This is a genomic window from Luteibacter sp. HAY1-4A (assembly GCF_056755355.1).
Window position 1 is genome coordinate 16,379 of the sequence record NZ_JBNDHZ010000048.1, and the last position, 16,896, is coordinate 33,274.

Genomic DNA, 16,896 nt, shown 5'->3' on the forward strand with positions numbered 1-16,896 from the left:
AGGCGTGCCGTGCCTTCACAAGCACAGGGGTACACCATGCGCGATACCGTTGAACTGCTGGAAGCCATTGGGCGCGACGCGAGCCTGCGCAGGGCGTCGCCCGACGAACTGGCCCGCGCGCTGGAAGCGGAGGGCGCGTCGCCCGGCGTCCTGGACATGGCGGTCCATGGCGACAGCACCGCCCTCACCGCGGAACTGGGCCTCAAGCACATGCACGTGGAACACCAGAGCCAGACCGGCGGCCACGAGGAACACGAGCCCGACAGGCCGGACGATGATGACGACCATGGCGACGAGCAGCCGGACGAGCGCCGCGACGACGCGGACGATTCGTCCGTAGCCTGAAGGTCGTTCGACGGTCATGCGCTCCTGTCGCTTCCTGCGAACGCGCTCCGTCCTGCTGCGGATCGGCCTCGTGCTGCTGACGCAGGCGGCGTGCGTCCATGCCGCGGCGGTGGAAACGGTGCCCGGCCGCGTGGCGCGTGTCGACGCGCTGCGCACGAAGGATCATGCGCGCTTCGTCGAGTTGCTGGCGGAACTCCACCGGGACGTCGCCAGCCTCGATGCCGACGAAAGGCGTTACCTGCAGTTCCTCGACGCCTGGGAAGCGAACTACGAGGGCCGCTATCCCGCCGCCGAAGCGGGCCTGCGGCAAGTGATGGCCCACGACGACGACGATCCCGTCGGCACGCGCGCGATCGCCATGTTGATGAACAACCTGGGTGAGCAGGGCAAGTACGCCGAAGCCTATGCCATGGCCACGCGTGCGGCGGACACGCTGCCGACCGTCACCGATCCGCAAGCCCGCTTCGTGCTCCTCGCCAACCTGTCGCAGATGCTGACGTTCGCGGGGCAGCCCGATCAGGGCCTGAAGTACGCCGACATGATGTTGAAGGCCACGCCGGCGGGGCAGTCGACCTGCCAGGCGATGGTGCAGAAGGTGACGGCGCTCGAGGGAGCGCGTGTGCTGACCTCCCGCAGCCCGGAATTGCTGGGCACGATCGACACGTGCAAGGTGGACGGCCAGCCGATCTTCGCCCACACCATGTCGCTGATCCTCGTGGACCGGCTGTTCGACGAAGGCAGGCTGGACGAGGCGCTGGCCACGATCCAGCGCATCGCCCCCGCCATCCAGGCGAGCCGGTATTTCCCGCACATCATCAGCCTGTCCAGCCAGCGTGCGCAGATCTACGAACAGATGGGCCGGGTGGACGAGGCGCGCAAGGCCGCGCTGGAGACCGTGGCCCTGGGACACGTGGGCGATGTCAACGAAGCGCTTCGCTTCGCCTACCGCATCCTCTATACGATCGAGAAGGACGAGGGGCACTACGCCAACGCGCTGGACTACTACGAGCGCTACGTCATCCAGGACCAGGGCTACCTGCGCGACGCGAACGTGCGTAACGCGGCGTACGAAGCCGCCCGCCAGCACTTCCGCGCGGAGAAGCTGGAGACGGAGGGGCTGAGCAAGGAGAACCGCATCCTGCGCCTGCAGAAAGCGCTGGATGCCAAGGCCGTGGAGACGAGCCGGCTCTACATCGTCCTGATGTCGCTGCTCCTCCTGTCCATCGTGTTCTGGATGGTACGGATCAAGCGCTCGCAGCTTCGCTTCAAGTGGCTCTCGTCGTGCGACGGGCTCACCGGTATCTTCCACCACCAGCATTTCATGAGCGAATCCGAACGCCTGCTGCGCGTATTGGAGAAGCGCATGGGCGAAGGCTGCCTCGTCTTCCTCGACCTCGACCATTTCAAGCAGGTGAACGACGCGCACGGACACGCCGTCGGCGATGCCGTGCTGAAACATGCCGTCGCGATCTTCAAGGCACAGCTGCGCGGCGGCGACCTGCTCGGACGCCTCGGCGGCGAGGAGTTCGGCATCCTGCTGATGGACACGCCGCGGCTGCAGGGCACGGTGGTCGCCGAACGCATACGTGCCGCGCTCGAGGCGTCACCGCTGGTGACGGACGGCGTGGTGGTGCCACTGTCCGTCAGCATCGGGTTGGCCTGCACCGATACGATGGGGCACGACCTGCAACGCCTGCGCCGCGCGGCCGATGCCGCGCTTTACCGGGCCAAGCACATGGGGCGGAATCGCGTGGTCGTCGAAGGCGACGAATCGTCCGGTGGGCTCAGGGAGCCCCACCGGCGCGAATCGTCGCCTCATTGATGGCGCGTACCCTGGCCTCGTCTACCTTCTCCACCTTGCGGTCGTAGGTGAACAGGCCGTTGTGCTCGCCTTCGACGTCGGTGATCTGGGTGTAGACGCTGCCCGACATGCCGATCGCCGTGCCCTTGTCGCGCAGCACCGCGGTATTGGCGACATAGCCGTCGTTGAGGGCGGCATTGTCTTTCACCGCGCCATAAGGGTTGATCGAAGTGTTCGGCCACACATGGCCGGGCACATGCAAAGTCAGGCCACCGTGCTCGCCGTCCATGGACGCGCGCGTCTCGTCCGGGACGGGCAGGCCGGGGCCCTGGTAGTCGTGCACGTCGTACACGTCGCCCGCATGCGGATCGCCCTTGGTGTCGCAGCAATTGAGTCCGCTGCGCGCGTTGACCAGGCGCGACGGGTCGAGCTGCTTGATCTGCTTCGCCAGTTCCGCGGCGGCGGGAATGCTCCACTGCCCCCAGCCCTCGTTGAACGGGATCCAGCCGACGATCGACGTCTCGCCCTTGAGCTGCTCGACGATGGCCGACACGTCCGCGCGGAAGGTCGCCTTGTCCGCTTCACTCAACTTGTCGTTGCGTCCGTTCGGCAAGGCGGGCATGTCCTGCCACACCATCAGGCCCAGGCGATCCGCCCAGTAGTACCAGCGCGCCGGTTCCACCTTGATGTGCTTGCGGATGGTGTTGAAGCCCAGGTCCTTCGTCTTCTGGATGTCGAACTTGAGCGCCGCATCGGTCGGCGCCGTATGCAGGCCATCGGGCCAGTAACCCTGGTCGAGCGTGGCCAGCAGGAAGGTCGGCTTGCCGTTCAGCACGATGCGGTTGCGCCCGCCCACCTTCGCGAGGGCGACAGTGCGCAAGCCCGCGTAGCTCGTTACTTCGTCCCGCTGCCCGCCCTTCTCGAGCGTGGCCTTGAACGTGTAGAGGAACGGATCCTCAGGGCTCCATGGCCGCGGCTGCGCGATCGCCAGGCGCATCGGCTTGCCGGCGGGGCCGCTGGCCTCGCCGACGGGCTTGCCGCCGGCATAGGCCGTGACGCGCAGCGTGGCGTCGCTTGCGTCACCCTCGGTCTTCGCGGTGACGGTGAAGGCGTCCAGGGCCGGCACGGCGGTGAAGTCCACCTGCGTGAGGCGGGAGGCAGGTACCGGCTCCAGCCACACCGTTTGCCAGATGCCGGAGGCGGCCGTGTAGAAGATGCCTTCCGGCTTCAGCCGCTGCTTGCCCACCATGACGTTGGCACCATCGACGGGCGCGTGCACGGCCACGACGATCTCCTGCGGCCCTTTCGGCTGGAGCGCAGCGGTGATGTCGGCACCGAAGGAGGTGTAGCCGCCCGCATGCTTCGCCACCTGCTTGCCGTTGACGTAGACCGTGGCTTCCTGGGCAACGGCGCCGAAGTTCAGCACCACGTGCTGGCCATTGGCGGTGAAGTCCGAGGGTAGGTCCACCGTCCGGCGATAGAGCATGAAGTCGGAGTGCTTCTGCACGCCCGACAGCACGGACTCGATGGGGTAGGGCACCAGTACCTTGTCCTTCAGCGCATGGCCGAACGACGGTGCCGTGTCCGCCTCGGTCGCCGCGAATTCCCAGAGCCCGTTGAGGTTCATCCAGCGGGGATGTTCCAGCGAAGGCCGCGCGAGTTGCGGCCGTGGATACTCGGGTAACGCGTTGCCCGGCGATACCTTGTTCGTCCACGGTGTCGAGAGGGGTGCTGTCTTGCCGTTCCAGACGCCGGCACCTTCCGTACCCGCGTGCGCCGTCATCGCCACGCCCGTCGCCAGCAGGATACCTACGCAGGTACCTAGCTTCATGGCTTTCGTTCGATTCGTCATCCGTTCTTCCCTTTCTCGTATTACCGCTGTTCCGCGGACATGGAACGCGGTGCATCGTGCGGATCGGCACCCCAGGCCTTGTTCGGCTCGGGACCCATCGTGAGTACCAGCGTGGCGCCGTTCGCGATGTCGGCATGGCTGAACCAGGGCTTCGTCCAGGGCTTGCCGTCGAGCGTGGCCGACTGGATGTATTTGTTCTTCGCCGAGTTGTTGCGCGCGACGATCTCGAAGGTCTTCCCGTTACCCATGTGCAGGCGAACGCGGTCGAAGATGGGGCTGCCGATGATGTAGTCCGGGGTCGACGGATCGACCGGATAGAAACCCATCGCGCTCAGCACGTACCAGGACGACGTCGATCCCTGGTCGTCCATGCCCGGGAAGCCATAGCCGGTGGCGTCGCTGCCGTACAGTTCTTCGAGGATGCGCCGCGTCAGCGCCTGCGTCTTCCAGGGCTGTCCGCTCCACGCATACAGGTAGGCGGCCTGCTGGTCGGGTTGGTTACCCTGCACGTATTGCCCGATCAACCCGGTGCAGTCGCGGCAGATGCCCTTGGCGGTATAGGGCGTGGAGAAGAACGCGTCGAGCTTCGCGTTGAAGGCGTCGCGTCCGCCGAGCAGGGTCATGAGGCCCTGCACGTCGTGCGGCACCAGCCACAGCGTGGACCAGCCCGAGCCTTCCTTCATCATGAAGTTGTAGTACGGCTCGCCCGGATCGAAGGGAGAGATCCATTTCCCGTCCTCGGTGCGGCCCCGGAAGAAGCCGACCGACGGGTCGAACACGTTGCGGTAGTTCGCGGCGCGCCGCATGAACATCTCGGCGTCGTCGGTTTTGCCGAGCCTGCGCGCGACGTCGGCGAGCGCGTGGTCGTCCCAGGCATATTCGAGCGTGGTGGCGACGCCGGCCTTGCCGCCGGCATACGGGGGGCTGGGATTGCCGGGCGGAACGATGTCGGAGATCCAGCCCTGCTTCACGTACTCGGCAAGGTAACCGCGCGGTCCGTTCGGGTCGGTGGCGTTCTTGCGCAGGTACTCGTACACGGCCGCGTAGTCGAAGTCGATGCCGCGCTGCCAGGCACCGTCGTAGAGGAACACGGCGTGGTCGCCGTGGAACGACGTGTTCATGTAACCGCGCTCGCGCGCCCGATCGAACTCGGAACGCATGATGTCCTGCACGACCTTCGGCTCGAGCAACATAAGGAGCGTGATCTGGTTGCGGCCCGTGTCCCAGAAGGGTACGGGTCCGTAGTGATCGTAATCCGCGACCTGGTCATGACCGTCGCCGTCGGTGTAATGCTCGCCCTTGCGGGCGATCATGCGCGGACTGGCGAAGGAGTGGTAAAGCGTGGAGTAGAACAGGCTGCGCTGCTTCGGAGTGCCGCCCGTCACTTCCACGCGATCGAACAGCTCGGCCCAGCGGGCACGGGCTTTCGCATGCACGCGATCGAAGTCGGTGTCGCTGTCCTGCGCGCGAAGCCGCTGTCCGGCTTCCTCGGCGCTGTGCCCATGGGCGATGCGAACCACCACCTGGTCGCCGGCCTTGGTATCGAAGGTGAGGTAGGCACCGGCGTAGTCGCCCGACACGTTCCGGCGCCCCGCCTGCACGTCCTCGTGACCGAGCCCCTCGCCCTTGTTCGTCACCTCGGAGTGGAACGTACCGAAGCTGGCGAACGGGCGCGAGAATTCCGCGATGAAGTAAGGACCGTCGGCGTCCCTGTCCCTGCGGCCCGCCGTGGCGACGCCGCGGACGGTATGGTCGTCCACCACTTCGACATCGCCCCCCGCCCGGCGCAGGTTCACCACCACGTTCGAGCGGTGGCTCTCCGGGAAAGTGAAGCGCATGAGGCTGGTCCACTGTGTCGCCGTCAGTTCCACCTTCGTGCGGAACGTTGCGAGGTCGACCGCGTAGTAGCCGGGGGACGCCTTCTCGGTGGCCTTGTCGTAATACGACGTGGCGTAGTCGGGCGGCACGGTCCAGTCGCCCACCACGGGCATGACCATCGGCGCGCCACGCGCACCGTACGTCGAGCCACCCCCGGTGAAGCCGAACATCACGGGACGCCGGTAGTCGTATGCCACGGGCACGCCCGTCGCGAAGCCCAGGTCGGCATTGATGTTCACCGGCGCGGCTTCGGTCGCGCTTTGCGGAAGGCTGGCGCCCGGTGTGGTCATGCCGGTGTAGGTGGGCTCGCCGGGCGGGGGTGCGTTGCCGAGCAGCGCCTGTTTGTCGAGGGAAGCGGTGCCCACCAGCGGATTGGCGATGTCCACCGGCGCGGTGGATGAGGCTGCCTTGTTGTCCTTGGCAAGGACGGCCGTCGCCGAAGTCACGATGAGCATCGACAGCGCGACGGCGAGGGCACGGTGGGGAACACGTGCCTTGGGAATGGTCATGTGGGTTTCCTTCGCTTGGAAAGAAAACGGGGCCGGGCGATGTGCCCGGCCCCGCCGATCGTCTTACTTGTCGCTTTCACCACCGAACTTGTAGGTCACGCCGAGGTAGTACTGGCGGCCCGGATACAGCAGCTGGACCAGGCGCGACCGCGTGTCGCCACCCAGGTAGGTGTGCGGCCTTGCCTTGTTGAAGTTGATGATCGAGGCGGTGACCATGAAGTGCTTGTTGAACTCGTAGTCGCCGTTCAGATCGATCTGGTGGTACGGCTGCGCGTAGATCGGCAGGCCGGCGGCCAGGCCTTGCATCGTGCGGCCGGTCCAGTTGTCGCTGGCACGGAGCAGCAGGCCGTTCTTTTCATAGAACAGCGACACGTTCGCCGCGTACTTCGCGCTACCGATCAACTCGGCCTTGCCGACCTGGGTGTCGCCCAACGAGACGGCGGTTTCGTTGGTGTGGTTGAGCGTGTAGTTGGCGATGTAGCCGAAGCCCGAGTCCCAGGTGTGCTGCGCGTAGAACTCGATACCCTTCGACGTGCCGGAACGGCCGTTGGCGTTCGTGCTGTACTGGCGGAAGTTCGTCGGCGTGCCGCCCACGTCCACGTCGATATTGTTGACGGTGACCGGAACGACGAAGTTCTTCACCTTCTTCTGGAACAAGTCGATACCGACGACGCCGTGCGGCGCGTAGTACCACTCGCCGGCCAGGTCGAACTGCGTAGCCGTGAAGGGCTTGAGGTCGGCATTGGCACCGGAACCGTACCAGCCCGGCAGCGGAGCGCCGAACTGCTTGCGGTCGTTGTAGTACTCCTGCGTGTTGTTCGTCAGCTGGCCCAGCTGGGCCAGGTCCGTGTAGTTGGCACGGGCCATCGCCTGCGAACCGGCGGCACGGAGGACGAAGTCTTCCGCGATCGTCCATGCCACGTTGAAGCTGGGCAGGAACTTGTTGTAACGCTTGTTCGTCGTCGAGTTGTTGAAGCTTTCGACGACGGCCACCTCGCGCGGGAGGTACTGGAAGTCACCCGGAGCGCAAGGACCACCGCCCGCATTGATGCCGGTAGCCGGGCAGATCAGGATGTTGCCGCCTGCGTCGTGGTAGTAGGTCGCGTTGTTCGTGGTGACCTGGTTGGCGACGGTGAGGTCCTGCTTCGTGGTGACGAAGCGCACGCCGACGTTGCCTCGCACGGTACCCGTGTCGAAGTTCGCCTGGACATAGGCGGCAGCGATCTTCTCGCCGATCGAGGACTTGTTCTGCGGCTTGTTGTAGATCGTCCGGTCGTACGTGTCGTTCAGGTGGTTGTAGTAAGCCGGGAAATTGATCGCCGGGAAGATGCTGTCGCCGTAGGCATGGTTCACGCCCTCGAGGTAGTTCGGCAGCAGGAAGCTGGCGGGCAACTGGCCGGCGTTCGGGTCGCAGGTCTGGAACTGCAGCGTGGTGCCCTTGCAGTACCAGCGCACCTCGTTGCTCTGCTGCTCGGCGTTCGCATCGCTGTACTTGGCGCCGAACTGCAGCGACTGCAACCACGAGGAATCGAAGGCCCAGGTGAAGTCCGCCTGCGCGAAGTTCTGCGAGGTACGGGTGTTCACCATGTTGGAGCCGGTCGAGCCCAGGTCGACCTGGCCGGCGCCCGCGAGCATGTTCTGCAATACGGACTGATCGGCGGTGATGCCCGGCTTGCCGCTGAGGTTCCATGCGGCGCCGGTGCTGCCGTTCACCCACTGGCCGTTGACGAAGTTACGCGGCTTGGCGGCCATGCCCAGTTCGATCGACGGGCCGCCCTTTGCCCAGGTGCGGCCGACGTTGAACGAGCCGCTCAGGTTGCCGCCGTTGTCCCACTCGCCTTCGAGGTTGAGCGTCTGCGAGGTGGCCTTCTCGACGGAGTAGTTGCCGTTGAGCCAGGGGATTTCCGTGTTGCACACGTCCACCGCCTGACGGCTGGCGCCCGTAACCGGGTTCACCGTGGAGTTGCAACCCACGCCGGCGGGCGGCAGCACGTAGTTCGCACCGGTGACGATGGTGCCGGACTTGTCGAAGGTGAGGCCGTTCGGCGCGAGCAGGCGGCCGTTCTGGTCGGCGTAGTTGCTGTTGCTCGGCAGGCCCCACTCCGGGATTTCCAGGGTGTTGGTGATCTGGGTCTGCTGGCGCTCGAAGCGGAAGTAGTTACCGGTCAGCAGGAAGTGCTCGCTCGGCTTGAACTGCATCGTGGCCTGGGCACCCTTGGTCTTCAGGGTCAGGTCGTTGCGGCTCGTGGAGAACTGCTGCGGCATCCAGAAGCCGTTGGAGACGTTCCCGGCCTGGTCGACGACACCGTTGCCCCACAGGTCGATGTTGTTGTTCACGGCCGAGCTGTACGGATTGCCGTGGATGTCCACCGGCGGCTGGGTACAGGTCTCGTGGTCGCGGCAGTTATCGGACCACCAGTGCCAGCTCGAGCCGTCCGCCGAATAGGTTCGTGCCTGGCGCTTTTGGTAGGCGCCGGCGAGCAGCACGCCGAACGTCTCGTCCTTGTTCTTCCACGACCACAGCGCGGCGCCTTGCGGCTCCACCTTCGCACTGTTGTCGGAGCCCGCGGCGGTGCCGGTAACGAAGCCTTCGTTCGCGTCCATCTCGAGCGGGCGGCGGGTGCGCAGGTCCACGTTGCCACCGATGCCGCCTTCGTCCAGGCGCGCCTCGAGGCTCTTGTAGAGCTTGATGTCCGAGAACATGTTCGCGGGGAACAGCGTGTAGTTGAACGAACGCGTCAGGCCCGCCGAGGTATCGGCCGAGGCGACGTAGTTGCCGTTCAACTGCGTATAGGTCAGTTCCGGCGCGAGGCCGCGGATGCTGACCGTCTTGCCTTCGCCCGATTCGCGGCTGATGACCACGCCCGGCACGTGTGCCAGCGCGTCGGCGATGTTCTTCGCGGGGAACTGCGCGATGTTCTGCGCGTTGATGACTTCCACGATGGAATTGGCGTCGCGCTTGTCGAGCACGTTCTGGTCGATCGACTGGCGATAGCTCGTGACGACGACCGTGTCCAGCTTGGTGGCGCTCTTGGCGGCGTTACCCTGCCGGTCCTTGTCTGCGGTCTGTTGTTCTTTATCGGCAGCCTGCCGGTCCTTGTCCGTCTGGGCGGGCGCGGGCGTCGCTGCCGTCGAGGCGGCGGGCGCAGCATCTTGCGCGAAGGCCGTCGCGGGAACGATCGCGAAGCCGGCGAGCGACAAGGTGGCGGAAGCGATGGCGGCGTAAAGCGGCTTGCGCGTGAGCATGTGCGGCAAATAAGACATTGTTGTTTTCCCTCAGTGATGCGCGCCGAAATAGTGAGTGGCGCGGTACTCCCCCGTTCACTGCTGCAGATGTGCGATCTATGACTGCACGCGTCCTCCTACAACTTGGATCGATCCAAAATTCAGGCCGCCAGTGAGCCCCCCGGCTCGCAGGCGATGGAAGCTTCAACTCTGGGAATGCGGTACGACGGCGCGGGTGCCGGTCGTCGATAAAACGCGGATAATTCTAGGTTTCATGCGCTGGCTCCCCGACTTCGAGTCCCGATCCGGACGGCCAGAGGCAGCCGCGGCACGGCTGTCTTGACCATTCGTCACTTGGATCGATCTAAATCCCCAGGCGCAAATTAAGGCGGTGATGCCACGCCTGTCACGCTGCACCGCAAAAACGGCAAGGGGGTGGCCGGGATTTCCTTGGTGTGGGCCAACCGCACGCTACAGCAGGGCGGTGAACGCGCCTGAGGAGAGGTGTCTGTCTGGCGCCGTCGAGCGCTAGCTGACGGGTCGGGCCGTGACGGGCCGACTTGCACGCGACATCGCGCGCTGCCCGTGGGAGCGCGCTGGCGCAATACTCACACGAGCTGCAAATCGCGGGGTTTAGCGGCGGGGAACACCTTTCCGACGTCCCCATCCGACAGCCCGTACATCCGCTTCATCAGCCCACCCAGCACATCGCGGTAGTTATTGAGCACGGGGTAGTCCCGATTCTGCAGCAGGCTGCCCGCATCGATCGCTACCTGCTCGCCGGCGATGCGCCCGCCATGCACCTTTCCGCCCAGCACCCAATACGTCGTGCCATGGCCATGGTCCGTGCCCTTGTTACCGTTCTCCCGGAAGGTGCGGCCGAATTCGGAAACGACGACAACGACGGTGTTGTTCCATTCCGCCTCGCCGAGCCCGTCGGCGAAGGCGCTGAGACCTTGCGAGAGGTTGTCGAGGTTGTTGGCGAGCTGGCCATCCGCACCGCCTTGGTTCACATGCGTATCCCAGCCGCCCACATCGACGAAGCCGAGGCGGAAGCGGTCTTTCATCAGGGTCGCCATGCGCTGTCCCTGCTGGGCAAACCCGCGCGCGTTCACGGCGCCGCGGCTGGCGGCGACCATTTCCGTCTGCAGGTCCTGCGCCACCTGCTGGCGTAGCTGCAGGCCTTCGGTGGCGGCCGCTTGCAGGGGCGTGCCTTCGTACATGCTGGCCAGGATCTTCGACTGACGGTCGTCGAACACGGCCTTGCCGTTGCCCTTCAGCGAAATGTTCGGCACCTCGCCCGTGCCCCGGAAGGAGAGCGGCAGGGCGTCGGTGAAGGCGATGGGCGGCACGCCGCGCAGCACGCCACTCAGGCGGCCCATGAAGCCCGAGGCGTATTGGCGTGCGTCGCTCGGTTCGCCTGCCTCGATGTTGTCCTGCGTTTCGAAATGGCTGCGCGAGAGATCGTCGGTCCCGGCGAACGGGATGAACGCGAGCTGCTTCTTGTCCCACAGCGGCCCCATGGTTTGCGCGACAGCCGGCGTGAGCCCCCAGTGCGCGTCGAGCGCGCGTACCGACTTCGGATCGCCGGCCGTGGGCCTGGCCAGCGCAATGCTCGGGCGTGACTCGTAGTAGAAATCGCTCGTGTACGGCACCAGCAGGTTATTGGCGTCGTAGCCGCCACGAAGGAACACGAGCAGGAAGCGCGGCGAACTGGCCGGCGCGGCGAACACCTTGCCGCCCAGGGTCAGCGCGGGCACGGTCGCGGCGAGCGTGATGAGGAATTGGCGGCGGTCCATGGCGGAACCTCAGCGGTAGTTGAATTCGGGTGAAGCGAGCAGGAAGGTGTTCCACTCCTGCTGCGACGTGGCCTGCGACAGCGCGCTGCGCGTCTTGGGCCCCAGCGTAGGTTCGATCGTGGCGTAGTAGGTCGGCGTGGTGAGCTGCGGGAAGCCACCGACGCTGCGCGTGCCGGCTTCGTCCAGGTCGAAGAGATGATTGGCGCCGCTGCCGATCGAGCGCGCGATCTCGAAGCGCTTTGCCACTTGCCCTGAGCTCGACCATTCGGACTCCGTCGTCGGCCAGCCATCGGGCGTAATTCGGCCGAACGGCGCCTGGCCGAGCTGGTTGATCCAGTTCACCAGCGGGCGCGGGTTCTCCACCGGCTTGCCGTCATAGGCAAGCCGCATGGTCGAAACGAGGAACTGGGTCGGGTCCTTGTAGCGCTTGCCCAGCGACGCGGTGAACTCCTTCGAGGTGAGCATCGTCTCCATCACCTTGCCGATGTCGCCGTCGCTGCGGCGGAAGGTCTTCGCCATGGCGGCAATCAGCGAGGGAGGCGGGTTATCCGAGACGAAGTACTTTGCCAGTTTGGTCGAAATGAACGTGGCACATGCCGGCTGGCTGACGATGAGATCGACAGCCTTTTCGACTTCGTCGAACCCGCCTCCCTTGATGGTCTTGCCGAGGAGGACTTGGTCGCCGAAGTCATGACGGTTCGGATTGAACTCGAAGACGCCTTCCTGGACGTAATAAGGCCTGAGCTCCGGGCGCAATTTGCGCGGCTGGCCATCGAAGTTAACGCCCACGCCCGTGAGTATGCGAGCGAGGCTCTGCACGTCGGCCTGCGAGTAGCCGCTGTTCACGCCGAGTGTGTGGAGCTCCATGAGCTCGCGCGCGTAGTTCTCGTTCACCTTGTCGCGCGCGTTCTGCGCATTATCGAGGTATTCGAGCATGGCCGGGCTTTTCAGCGTGGCCATGACGAGATCGCGGAACTTGCCGAGCGCGTGCGGCCGTATCGTGTTCTGCGCATAGTCCGCGACCAGCCAGCGCACTCGCCCCTTGTCCTTGAACACGCTGAAGTGATTCAGCCAGAACCACACCAATTGTTCCCGCAACTGGTTTTCATCGTAGACGGCACGCAGGAGTTCGGCCGCCTGGGCCTCTTGCGCATACTCGTTGCCCTGTTTCTGCAGCGCCTTGCGCGCCTCCTGCTTCGCATCGCCATCGGGCATGGCCTTGATATCGCGATACTGGTTGCGCACCTGGGCCAGCAACGTATCCGGTGGCGTCTTCATCACATCGAAACCGGCGATCTGCGCGGCGATCGGCTGGGGCAAGGCATCGGCTTTCGGATGCAACTGCGCTTCGAGGAAGCGATGCCTGCCAAGTTCGCGGTAGCTGGCCACCGTGGCGCTGTCCACGCCGAAGGTGACGCGATCCAGCCACGCAGCGTCTTCCTGCGAAAGCGGCTTATCGGCGGCGCTGGCGGCCGGGGCCGCAGCGGCCAGACAGAGGAGCGCCGCCAGGCTGGTCGTGAAGATCGAACGCATCCGGTTCTCCGTTCGAGGCGGGATGACCTTCAAACGGGGCAGGGCGGATCGGGTGTACAGGGATGTTGGCGCGGGTTCACACCAACCTCTTGACTCTAGACCTGGATCAAGGGTCTAGACTTGGCCCATGACCACACAATCCGCCCTCACCATCGGCCGCGTCGCGCAAAGCGCCGGCGTCGCCATCGATACGATCCGGTTCTACGAGCGGGAAGGGCTGTTGCCCGAGCCCAAGCGCCGGCCTTCCGGTTACCGGGAGTACGACATGGGCACCGTGGCGCGGCTGCGCTTCATCCGTCGTGCCAAGGAACTGGGTTTCACCCTGGAGGAGATCCGGGAGCTCCTGGCGCTGTCGGCCGACAGGCACGGCGGCGTGGAAGGCGTGCGCGAGCGCGCCGCCGCTCGCCTGCACGCCATCGAGGAGCGGATCGCCGAGCTGCAGCGCGTGCGCGACGGCCTGGCTGAACTGGTCGAGGCGTGTCCCGGCCACGGTGCGCCGGAAGACTGCCCGATCCTCAAGGCGCTGGCGGAGCCGAACGCATGAGCCATAGCTGCTGCTCCCATGGCGCCGCAATGGCGCCGGCCGAAAACAAAGCACCTGTCCCGGCCGGAACGATCTATACCTGCCCGATGCATCCGGAAGTGCGCCAGGAAGGCCCTGGCGCTTGTCCGAAGTGCGGCATGGCACTCGAGCCCGCCCAGCCATCGTTGGACGAGGACGACGGCGAAGTACGCGCGCTTGCGCGGCGCCTTGCGATCCTCGCCGCCCTGACGGTGCCCGTCGTGGCCGTAGCGATGGGACCGCACCTGTTCGGCTGGATGTGGCCCGACCCCTGGTCGGGCATCGCACGGTGGGGCGAAGCGCTGCTCGCTACGGTCGTTGTGCTGTGGGGCGGGGCCCCGTTCTTCGCCCGCGGCTGGCGCTCCCTGCTGCCCTGGTCGCCGAACATGTACACGCTCATCGCCCTGGGCACCGGTGTGGCATGGCTTTACAGCGCTGTCGCGTTCCTGGCGCCGTCGCTTTTCCCGCCGGCCATGCGCGACATGCATGGCCATGTAGACGTCTATTTCGAATCGGCGGCGGTGATCGTCACGCTGGTGACGCTGGGCGATTTCCTCGAGCTGCGCGCACGGCGGCGCACCGGTGAAGCGTTGCGGGGACTCCTGGGTCTGGTACCCAAGACCGCTCGCCGGCTGGCCGAAGACGGCTCCGAGGAAGATGCCGCACTGGATAGCCTGCGCGTGGGCGATCGCCTCCGCGTGCGGCCCGGCGAGAAGGTGCCGGCCGACGGAAGCGTGATCGAAGGCGAGAGCCATGTCGACGAATCGATGCTGACGGGCGAGGCGGTGGCGGTCGCGAAGAAAGCGGGCGACAAGGTGACAGGCGGCACGCAGAACCAGCATGGCGCCTTGGTGATGCGCGTGGAGCACGTCGGCAGCGACACGGTGCTCTCTCGCATCGTCATGATGGTGGCCGAGGCGCAGCGCTCGCGCGCGCCGTTGCAGCGCGTGGCGGACAAGGTTGCCGCGTGGTTCGTGCCTGCCGTTGTCGCGATCGCGCTCATGGCCTTCGCCGTATGGTGGATCGTCGGTCCCGCACCCGCACCGGCGCATGCCCTCGTCGCGGCGGTGAGCGTGCTCATCGTCGCCTGTCCTTGCGCACTGGGCCTGGCCACGCCGATGTCCATCATGGTGGCGAGCGGCCGCGGCGCGCGCGGCGGCGTGCTCTTCCGGGACGCGGCAGCGATCGAGCGCCTTCGCGACGTCGACACCCTGGTGTTCGACAAGACCGGCACGCTGACGGAAGGAAAGCCCGCGCTCGTCGATATGCAGGTGTTCGGTATCGAGCGGGCCGACGCCTTGGCACTCGCGGCAGCCGTGGAACGCCCCAGCGAGCATCCGCTTGCCGCGGCGATCGTCGCGGCGGCGGAAGCCGAGCGCATCGGGACAAGTCCCGTTTCGGCTTTCCAGGCGATTGTGGGCAGCGGCGTGACCGGCCGGGTTGGCGGACGCGACGTGGCCCTGGGAAACGCGAAGCTGATGAACGAGCGACACGTGGACACGAGCGCCGCCGATGATGCGGCGAAAGCGGCCCGTTCCCGTGGCGCGACGGCGATGTATCTGTCGGTGGACGGTCGCCTCGCGGCGTTGCTGTCCCTCGCCGATGCGGTGAAACCGTCGTCGAAGCCGGCGCTCGATGCACTGCATGCGGCAGGGGTGCGCCTGGTGATGGCCACCGGCGACAACGAGGCGACCGCGAAGGCGGTGGCATCCTCACTGCCCATCGATGAAGTGCATGCCGGTGTATCGCCGGAGGACAAGGCGAACCTGGTGGCGGAACTCAAGCGCAGGGGTGCCACGGTGGCGATGGCAGGCGACGGCGTGAACGACGCGCCGGCGCTCGCGGCCGCGGATGTGGGCGTCGGCATGGGCAACGGCAGCGACATCGCCATCCAGAGCGCCTCGGTGACCCTCCTGAAAGGCGACCTTGCCGGCATCGCACGGGCAAGGGCGCTCTCCAGGGAAACGGTGAAGAACATCCGGCAGAACCTGTTCTTCGCCTTCGTGTACAACGCGATAGGCGTACCCGTGGCGGCTGGCGTGCTGTACCCGTTCTTCGGCGTCACGCTGTCGCCGATGATCGCGGCGCTGGCGATGAGCCTCAGCTCCGTGTCGGTGGTGGGAAATGCCCTGAGGCTGCGGCAACCCCGGCGCCCCATCTAGGCACTCACCGCCTTTGCGGACGGCGGAGGCGCATGTGGCGCTCGCGATGAGGGTGGTACGGCGGCTGGCGAGGGAATTCGGGCACGACGTCATCCGGGTGTTTCCGCCGGGTGCCGACAGCATCAGCCTCATGGTGCGGATGCGCGGGAAGATGCGTCTTGCCGACGAGGCGGATTCGCCCTTCCTGCGCTTCTGTTTGGCTCACCTGCCGGATTCGCGTTCCGACCTCCTGCAAGACCTGTTCGTCCTCCATGAAACCGAAGGCATGCGCGGCGGCGTATTCGTCGAGTTCGGCGCAGCCGACGGACTGACCGGAAGCAACAGCCACCTGCTCGAGACCTGTTACGGGTGGCGAGGACTGCTGGTCGAGCCGGGGCGAAGCTGGCACGCGGAACTGGCGAACACCCGGCGCTGCGCGATCGACCGTCGTTGCGTGACGGATCGCACGGGCGACCATGTGCTGTTCCGCGATTGCGTCGAGCGTGCGCTTTCCACGATCGACGCGTACCGCCATGCGGATCGTTTCGGCGGACAGCGCGCGGCCGCGTCACGTTACGAGGTGGAGACGGTTTCGCTCAACGATCTGCTGGACGAACATGGCCTGGCGCATATCGACTACCTGTCGATCGATACGGAAGGCTCGGAGCTGATGATCCTCGCGGCCTTCGACTTCGACCGCTTCCGGCCGCGCGTGATCACCGTGGAGCATGGCTACGAAACGAAGCGCCGGGCGGGTCTTTTCGAACTGTTGACCCGCCACGGCTATCGACGCAAATACGAATCCCTTTCGCAGATCGACGACTGGTACGTGAGAGAGAGCGACTGAATCAGCGCTTGTCGAACGACGGCGGCGCGTCCGATGCCTTCGTTGCCCAGTTCTTGTTCGGCTTGTCCGACAGGTCGAAGGTGAGCTTCCCGCCCTTGAGCGCGAACGATTCGGGCAGCCATGCCCGCGTCGTGGCCTTGCCGTTCACCTTCAGCACGGTCACGTAAGGCTTGCCGGCACCGGCATTCGGTGCGTCGATCGTGACGTCGCCGCCTTCGCGGTGCACCACCGCCCGCGTAAAGATCGGGCTGCCGACGATCAGTTCGGCGCGGCCGGGAATCGCCGGGTAAATACCCAGTGCCGCGAATACATACCACGACGACATCTCGCCAAGATCGTCGTTGCCCGGAATGCCGTTGGGTGCGTTCACCCAGATCGTGTCGAGCACGCGGCGCACCAGCTCC

Annotated in this window: 10 protein-coding genes and 1 pseudogene; 5 read left to right on the forward strand and 6 right to left on the reverse strand. The window is 65.7% G+C overall.

The features are described from left to right. Nucleotides 1–36: 36 nt before the first annotated feature. Together ACPYOD_RS15300 and ACPYOD_RS15305 are read left to right on the forward strand one after the other, a co-directional pair. Nucleotides 37–345, forward strand: coding sequence for a hypothetical protein (locus ACPYOD_RS15300; RefSeq protein WP_481302573.1), 309 nt, complete (start codon nt 37–39; stop codon nt 343–345). 16 nt (nt 346–361) lie between these two features. Then, entirely contained in the window at nt 362–2,167 is a 1,806-nt protein-coding gene (locus ACPYOD_RS15305; protein WP_481302574.1) for a tetratricopeptide repeat-containing diguanylate cyclase, read from the forward strand. Here the strand turns inward: ACPYOD_RS15305 and ACPYOD_RS15310 are convergent. From ACPYOD_RS15310 to ACPYOD_RS15330, 5 genes are all read right to left on the reverse strand, one after another. Next, nucleotides 2,130–3,977: a glycoside hydrolase family 2 protein gene (locus ACPYOD_RS15310; RefSeq protein WP_481302575.1), complete on the reverse strand. Its 1,848-nt coding sequence runs from the start codon at nt 3,975–3,977 to the stop codon at nt 2,130–2,132. The two genes, ACPYOD_RS15305 and ACPYOD_RS15310, sit on opposite strands and share 38 nt — an antisense overlap. Nucleotides 3,978–4,018: 41 nt before the next feature. Beyond that, a complete protein-coding gene (locus tag ACPYOD_RS15315) occupies nt 4,019–6,385 on the reverse strand; it encodes a GH92 family glycosyl hydrolase (RefSeq protein ID WP_481302576.1) in 2,367 nt (788 codons plus the stop codon). A 63-nt stretch (nt 6,386–6,448) separates the two neighbouring features. Next, nucleotides 6,449–9,649, reverse strand: a complete 3,201-nt coding sequence (locus ACPYOD_RS15320) for a TonB-dependent receptor (protein WP_481302577.1) — start codon at nt 9,647–9,649, stop codon at nt 6,449–6,451. A gap of 569 nt (nt 9,650–10,218) precedes the next feature. Then, entirely contained in the window at nt 10,219–11,409 is a 1,191-nt protein-coding gene (locus tag ACPYOD_RS15325; protein WP_481302578.1) for a DUF1501 domain-containing protein, read from the reverse strand. A gap of 9 nt (nt 11,410–11,418) precedes the next feature. After that, nucleotides 11,419–12,942 carry a DUF1800 domain-containing protein gene (locus ACPYOD_RS15330; RefSeq protein ID WP_481302579.1) on the reverse strand — a complete coding sequence of 508 codons (1,524 nt, stop codon included), beginning with the start codon at nt 12,940–12,942 and terminating at the stop codon, nt 11,419–11,421. A gap of 127 nt (nt 12,943–13,069) precedes the next feature. Between ACPYOD_RS15330 and ACPYOD_RS15335 the strand changes: the two genes are divergently transcribed. The 3 genes and pseudogenes from ACPYOD_RS15335 (at nt 13,070) to ACPYOD_RS15345 (ending at nt 16,492) form a co-directional block, all read left to right on the forward strand. Continuing rightward, complete coding sequence (locus tag ACPYOD_RS15335) at nt 13,070–13,486, forward strand: MerR family DNA-binding protein (protein WP_481302580.1); 417 nt, start codon at nt 13,070–13,072, stop codon at nt 13,484–13,486. Between the two features lie 53 nt (nt 13,487–13,539). Then, a pseudogene (locus ACPYOD_RS15340) lies at nt 13,540–15,666 on the forward strand (copper-transporting P-type ATPase); the annotation flags it as partial. A gap of 46 nt (nt 15,667–15,712) precedes the next feature. Next, a complete protein-coding gene (locus ACPYOD_RS15345) occupies nt 15,713–16,492 on the forward strand; it encodes an FkbM family methyltransferase (protein ID WP_481302581.1) in 780 nt (259 codons plus the stop codon). Between the two features lies 1 nt (nt 16,493). Here the strand turns inward: ACPYOD_RS15345 and ACPYOD_RS15350 are convergent. Beyond that, nucleotides 16,494–16,896 (reverse strand): glycoside hydrolase domain-containing protein (locus tag ACPYOD_RS15350; RefSeq protein WP_481302582.1); only part of this gene is annotated, 403 nt, incomplete at its 5' end.

Bases quoted from the DNA above. Each gene is read 5' to 3' on its own strand.
- ACPYOD_RS15310 (WP_481302575.1), bottom strand. From the start codon at position 3,977: ATGAAGCTAGGTACCTGCGTAGGTATCCTGCTGGCGACGGGCGTGGCG.
- ACPYOD_RS15315 (WP_481302576.1), bottom strand. From the start codon at position 6,385: ATGACCATTCCCAAGGCACGTGTTCCCCACCGTGCCCTCGCCGTCGCG.
- ACPYOD_RS15300 (WP_481302573.1), top strand. From the start codon at position 37: ATGCGCGATACCGTTGAACTGCTGGAAGCCATTGGGCGCGACGCGAGC.
- ACPYOD_RS15325 (WP_481302578.1), bottom strand. From the start codon at position 11,409: ATGGACCGCCGCCAATTCCTCATCACGCTCGCCGCGACCGTGCCCGCG.
- ACPYOD_RS15320 (WP_481302577.1), bottom strand. From the start codon at position 9,649: ATGTCTTATTTGCCGCACATGCTCACGCGCAAGCCGCTTTACGCCGCC.
- ACPYOD_RS15335 (WP_481302580.1), top strand. From the start codon at position 13,070: ATGACCACACAATCCGCCCTCACCATCGGCCGCGTCGCGCAAAGCGCC.
- ACPYOD_RS15305 (WP_481302574.1), top strand. From the start codon at position 362: ATGCGCTCCTGTCGCTTCCTGCGAACGCGCTCCGTCCTGCTGCGGATC.
- ACPYOD_RS15345 (WP_481302581.1), top strand. From the start codon at position 15,713: ATGAGGGTGGTACGGCGGCTGGCGAGGGAATTCGGGCACGACGTCATC.
- ACPYOD_RS15330 (WP_481302579.1), bottom strand. From the start codon at position 12,942: ATGCGTTCGATCTTCACGACCAGCCTGGCGGCGCTCCTCTGTCTGGCC.